This is a genomic window from Verrucomicrobiia bacterium, from assembly GCA_035460805.1.
Lineage (GTDB): Bacteria > Patescibacteriota > UBA1384 > CAILIB01 > CAILIB01 > DATHWI01.
The window spans coordinates 1-5,415 of the sequence record DATHWI010000124.1 but is presented as its reverse complement, the minus strand read 5'-3'; the positions used below and the strand labels follow the sequence as shown (position 1 = coordinate 5,415).

6 protein-coding genes are annotated in these 5,415 nt (G+C 53.1%); 5 read left to right on the top strand and 1 reads right to left on the bottom strand.

Features of this window, described 5'->3' with window-relative positions:
* From VLA04_05500 to VLA04_05480, 5 genes are all read left to right on the top strand, one after another.
* Window positions 1-356: UDP binding domain-containing protein (locus tag VLA04_05500; protein HSI21122.1), on the top strand; the 356-nt coding region annotated here is incomplete at its 5' end.
* 5 nt (window positions 357-361) lie between these two features.
* Entirely contained in the window at window positions 362-1,327 is a 966-nt protein-coding gene (locus tag VLA04_05495) for an NAD-dependent epimerase/dehydratase family protein (GenBank protein HSI21121.1), read from the top strand.
* Complete coding sequence (locus VLA04_05490; GenBank protein HSI21120.1) at window positions 1,324-2,379, top strand: methyltransferase domain-containing protein; 1,056 nt, start codon at window positions 1,324-1,326, stop codon at window positions 2,377-2,379. The genes VLA04_05495 and VLA04_05490 overlap by 4 nt, the downstream gene beginning before the upstream one ends.
* Before the next feature lie 30 nt (window positions 2,380-2,409).
* Complete coding sequence (locus tag VLA04_05485; GenBank protein ID HSI21119.1) at window positions 2,410-3,207, top strand: class I SAM-dependent methyltransferase; 798 nt, start codon at window positions 2,410-2,412, stop codon at window positions 3,205-3,207.
* Window positions 3,208-3,212: 5 nt separating this feature from the next.
* A complete protein-coding gene (locus VLA04_05480) occupies window positions 3,213-4,460 on the top strand; it encodes a hypothetical protein (GenBank protein ID HSI21118.1) in 1,248 nt (415 codons plus the stop codon).
* 2 nt (window positions 4,461-4,462) lie between these two features.
* On the opposite strand, the gene VLA04_05475 is transcribed toward VLA04_05480, so the two are convergent.
* A partial coding sequence (locus VLA04_05475; protein HSI21117.1) for a DUF2334 domain-containing protein occupies window positions 4,463-5,415 on the bottom strand: 953 nt, incomplete at its 5' end.

Below are 5,415 nucleotides of genomic sequence, written 5' to 3'. Positions count from 1 at the left end.
CCGTATGGGGACTCACCTTCAAAGCGCGCACTGACGACATTCGGGAAGCTGCTTCACTGGAAATTATCCCCGCGCTCATTGAGGCGGGCGCAACGGTGCAAGTTTATGACCCAAAGGGACAAGAAGAGGCCAAGCACAAGCTTCCTACCGAAACAGTCTTCTGCGACAGTTCGCTGGACGCCGCCAAAGGGGCTGATGCGCTCCTCATAGTTACCGAGTGGGACGAGTTCCGCACCGTAGACCTGGCGGAAGTAAAAGAGGCCATGAGGGGCAATATACTCCTGGACGGCCGCAACATCTTCCAACGCAGCGCAGCTGAAAAAGCAGGGTTCACCTACCGCGGCGTAGGGGTATAGCCAGTATGAAAAAGATTTTCCTTACTGGGGCCGCAGGCTTTATTGGCTCGCACGTTGCCAAGGCGCTGCTTGAGCGCGGCGATGAGGTGATAGGTATAGATAACGTCAACGACTACTACGATCCCCAACTGAAGTGTGACCGTCTTGCCTGGCTTTCCCCTTACCCAAATTTCCATTTCTACGAGGGTGACGTAGCCGACCCCGTTTTCCTTGACGGTGTCTTAGACAAGCACCCAGGCGTAACGTCAATCTGCCACTTGGCAGCTCAGGCCGGGGTACGCTACTCATTGGAGAACCCGCTGGCATACATCCACAGCAATGTTATGGGGACCACCTGTATTTTTGAACAGGCCCGCCACCGCAACATCCCGCAGGTTGTCTACGCCTCTTCTTCATCTGTATATGGGAACTCAGACAGCGCCCCTTTTGTAGAAGACCAGAATACCGACAGGCCAATTTCCCTCTACGCCGCAACCAAGAAAAGCTGCGAGGTAATTGCCCACACCTACCACCACCTGTTTGGTGTACAGTCTACTGGCCTCCGCTTCTTTACCGTGTACGGGCCATGGGGGCGGCCGGATATGTCACCTATCAAATTTGCCAGCCTTATCTGGAATGATAAGGAAATTGACGTCTACAACCACGGCAAAATGCAGCGCGACTTTACCTTCATCGATGATATCGCCCGCGGCGTCATTGCTTCTATCGACACGCCTCTCGCCTACGAAATCATCAACCTGGGCGGCAGCAACGTAGTGGAGCTGGAGACATTCATTACAACCTTGGAGAAGCATCTTGGAAAGCAAGCAAAGAAAAACTACATGCCCCTGCAGCCTGGTGACGTACTCCTCACTTCTGCAGACACGACAAAGGCACAGGAGCTGCTACAGTGGAAGTCACAGGTTAGCCTAGACCAAGGCCTCGCTGAATTCGCAGCCTGGTTTAAAACATATTACCAATCACAGTCATGACCGCCGCCTCTATTTTAAAACTCATGCAGTGCCCTTCATGTGGAGGGGAACTGGACAAGAAAAAAACCAACCTCGTATGCAAGGGTTGTGACGCAAGTTTTTCCATTGAGGATGACATGCCCATCATGATGGATACCCGCAAGCCATGGGGTAAGTCCGCTGACAAAGACCGCATTACCTACAATGGGTTCTACGCAGACCGCATTGCCCAAGGTGACGGCTGGTGGGTCAAAAAAACAGACCCCTACCTGCGCATGCGCGACGAACACAACCTGAACGCTTCGCGCTGGTTTGTTTGCAACCTTATCCACAAGCAAAATCCTGACGCCAAGGTCATCCTGGACGCAGGTGGTGGCGAGGGATATGTGTCCAACTACCTTTTGGATTTGTATGGCGAGAAAAAGGCGCCAATGACCATCTGCTACGACCTGTCCAACACCCTTCTCGCTGATGGCGCAGAGCGCTACGACCAGCCAACCCTGGTCCCTATCGCAGGCGACTTGCAGCACCTTGCCCTTAAGGACAATTCAATCGATTGCATCCTTTGTATTGAGACCGTGGAGCACATCCGTGACCTGTCCAGCTACGCAAAGGAAATCCTCAGGGTACTGAAGCCAGGTGGCAAGATTTACATCACTACACCTAACAAATCTGGTTCCCAACTTTGGATTAACGACCGGGGCATCTATTTTGTCCACAACTTTGTCCAAATAGTGGCCAATGTCTTCCGGAAGAACAAAGTCACCATCGAGCCAGTACCTTTCTATGGGCACTACGAAGGTGAAGACGGGTACGAGCACTACCAAACCCCTGGTTCACTCAGCAAGTACTTTAAAGATGCCGGCTTTGCCGTTGCCAAACAGTACTTTGTGCAATGGGCCGGAGAGGCTTCCTTCATGGTTTCCAAGTTCCTCCACCTTCCCCTGTTTGTTCCCCGCCTCCGTCAAGCGGTCAGTCAGCCGTTTGAGGTACTCCTTCGTACTACCCCTATCGGCAAAGCCATCGGGTTTACCCAGATCGCTGTATTTTCCAAACCAGACCCTAAGCGGTAACCCCTAACTTCAACTTGCTAGCAGCTCCCCATGGCAGATTCCAACCCAAAACTCGCGGATGCCTTCCGCACCAACAAAACGTACTACCGCATGATGCGGGAGCACAACGTTAAGACGGGTGAAACCCCTGCCATTGAAAATGAAATGCTGGATTTTGTACGGTCCACCAAGCCGGACCAGGTTTTCTTTGATGCGGGAGCCGGCGAAGGGACCATTACCGTCTGGATCGCGGAGCAGCTTCCCAAGAACCAAGTTATCGCCGTAGACCTCTCGCCCGTTGGTATTGGGATGGGCCAGGCCTTGGCAAAGAAACGGGGGGTTAAGAACCTTTCACTTTCCGTAGATTCACTTGAGAAACTCACCCTTAAGGATAATTCGGTAGACCGTGTGTTTTCACAGTCCGTAGTGGAACATGTCCCCAACCTTCCCGCCATGTTCAGCGAGCTCTACCGGGTTATGCGGCCAGGAAGCGAGGGCATTATTCGCGTGAGCAATGCAGCCTCCATGCACCACTTCTCCCTAAAGCACTACCTTTTCCACCGCAACGACCCTATCCCCAGCGACCCGACAGGTGAGCTGAAAGAAGGCGACTACTGGCAGCACCGGCACAATTTTGATGCGCACGAGCTTCCCGCTTACACGCTTCAGAAACTTGTAGAGCAGGCTGGGCTCAAGGTTACCTTCCTGACAACCTTCCCCTCCCATCTTCCCACCGAACCAGGCTCTGGTTTAAAGAGATTGCTTCTTCGGGTATTGGTAGCCCTCAGGTGGCTACCCATTCTCCGTCAGTTGGGGCCAACCACTATCCTTAAGTTTCAAAAGCCCTAACGGTAATGAGAATCCCCCGGACCAGTTTCGTTTCCAATTCTCTTTTACTCTCTTGTGATGCGGCACTAGCGGCAATTTTAACGGCAGCCTTTTGGTTGCTCGCCGCCCGCCTTCTTCCCGCGGCAGAGGTAGGTACTGCCAGCACCATGGTTGCGGCCAGCTCCCTCATTGCCCTTTTTTCGCGGCTTGGTTTTGACTACGCTATTCCCTATTTTCTTCCCAACCACGAGCGTCCCGAGCGGGTAGTGGAAGCAGCCTTTCTCCTGGGAGGACTCAGTGCACTTGCGGGCAGCCTCATCTTTATTTGCAGCCTCAACTTCTGGCTGCCTCAGCTGCGTTTTCTACAAGAATGGCCTTGGATGCTCGTTTTCCTTGTTTCCACCCTCTCGCTGGTGTGGATTAACTTTTGCTTTGCCCTTGGGATAGCACAGCAAAAAGTGCCCTGGATCATCGCCCAGGACATTGTTCAGAATGGTGCACGCCTTGCCCTTTGGTATTTTGTTTTCCGCCTCAGCGGGCTTTCTGGGGGACAAGGCCTCTTCCTGGCATTCGCCATCTCTGCCGCTGCCTCCGCCATCCTCGGCCTCTTTGTCCTTCTCCCACCTGGGGCCAAGCTTCGTAGCACCCTCGACAGAACCGCCTTGGTTGGCGTTGGCGGTTACGCAGCAGGAAGTTACGGCACCGCCCTTTTGGCTACCACCCCCGAGTTCCTCATGCCAATTATTGTGACGAGTATCTTAGGATCAGCCAGCACCGCCGTCTTCTCTGTCTGTTTGATGGCCGTCTCCGCAGTGGGCATCCTTAATAGCGCAGCCATCTCCGTAACGTTTGCTGAAGGAAGCCGTAGCAAAGAAACGCTCGCCGACCGCTTCCCAAATATTATGTACTTTATCTGGGGCTACATGGCCGTCTGTTTTGTCCTAGCCTACTACCTGGGCCATTTTGCACTCGGGTTGTTTGGCGCAGAATATGCAGAGAAAGGGTTTGGCCTTCTGCTCTTGCTCCTCGCCGCAAAGCCAATCGTTGCCCTGAACGATTTCACCGTTGTCCTGCAGCGTATTTATCGCAAATTGCGGACCGTATACGTGCTTTTCACTCTCCTTGCAGTAGGATGGGTCATCATTTCCGCGCTTACCCTTAGGGTGTACGGGCTTAATGCCGCCGGCATTTCTTACCTTCTCATTCAGGCCCTGGTGGCCCTAGGAGGGTTTTTCTTCGTCCGCCCTCACCCCCTCAAGAAGTCCAGCCTTTAGGACTAGGCCTGGCGGATATACTCACTGTACTCAGTAAGGGTGCATGGCCACGCCCCTTCAAGGGAAGCCATCTCCGCAAACAAGTCGTGCAGCCCTTCAAGCTGCAGGTTTTGCGTAGGGGCCTTCTGCCAATCACCAAAGTATTCCCAATAGTGGGTAAGAAGCAGGAAGTATCCTTCCCCGTCTTCATATTTTTTATGAAGTATTCGTTTACCCTCAGCCAATGTGCTGGCCGCTTGTTCCGGAGTTTGGTATCCACTCCAGTAGTGGCGGTAGGTTGCGGGCAACAGTGGAAGCTGTGGTGTGAGTTTGGCCACCTGCTCACCTAGAAAGGCCGGTGAAGTGCGACGGATTACCGCCGATACCAACCCCATGAACGCCTTAGCGGATACCGCGCTCACTGGCACGTATTCCCAAAACTGAGGGCGGATGCCCCCGCTATACCCAACAAACCCCTGTGCCACCAACTCTTTCCAGAGACTAGGCGTCAGGTATTCTTGTGGTGCCACGAAACTGCGCACTGAACCCGCTCCAAATAAATCTTCGAGATGTTTTTTCCCCTTGGTAATCCGCTCTCGGATCTCCGCGTTGGAAGCACCATAGAATTCGGAAGACTGCTGCAGTAGTTCCCGGGTATAACCCGTAGTTTCACCAAACGGCGGATACCTAAGGTCTAGGTTTGTCGTGTGAAAGTAGCCATGCTGGACAATATCTACCAAGCCCTCTTGCTGTTTCTCGTGCAACAAACTAAAAACAGGGCTCTCTTCTGTGAGCACATACTCTTTTCCAGTACCGCGCTCCGAAGGAGGAATATTGGGGTTGTGACTGCCAATAATGCGAGGCACTACCGATAGTGATACAGGCAGCTTCTTTTCCCAAGCCGGGCCATACACGGTTTCTAAGTACGCTGGCGGAGTAAGGGCGCAGGTATCATCGTCACGCAGTATAAGGGCAA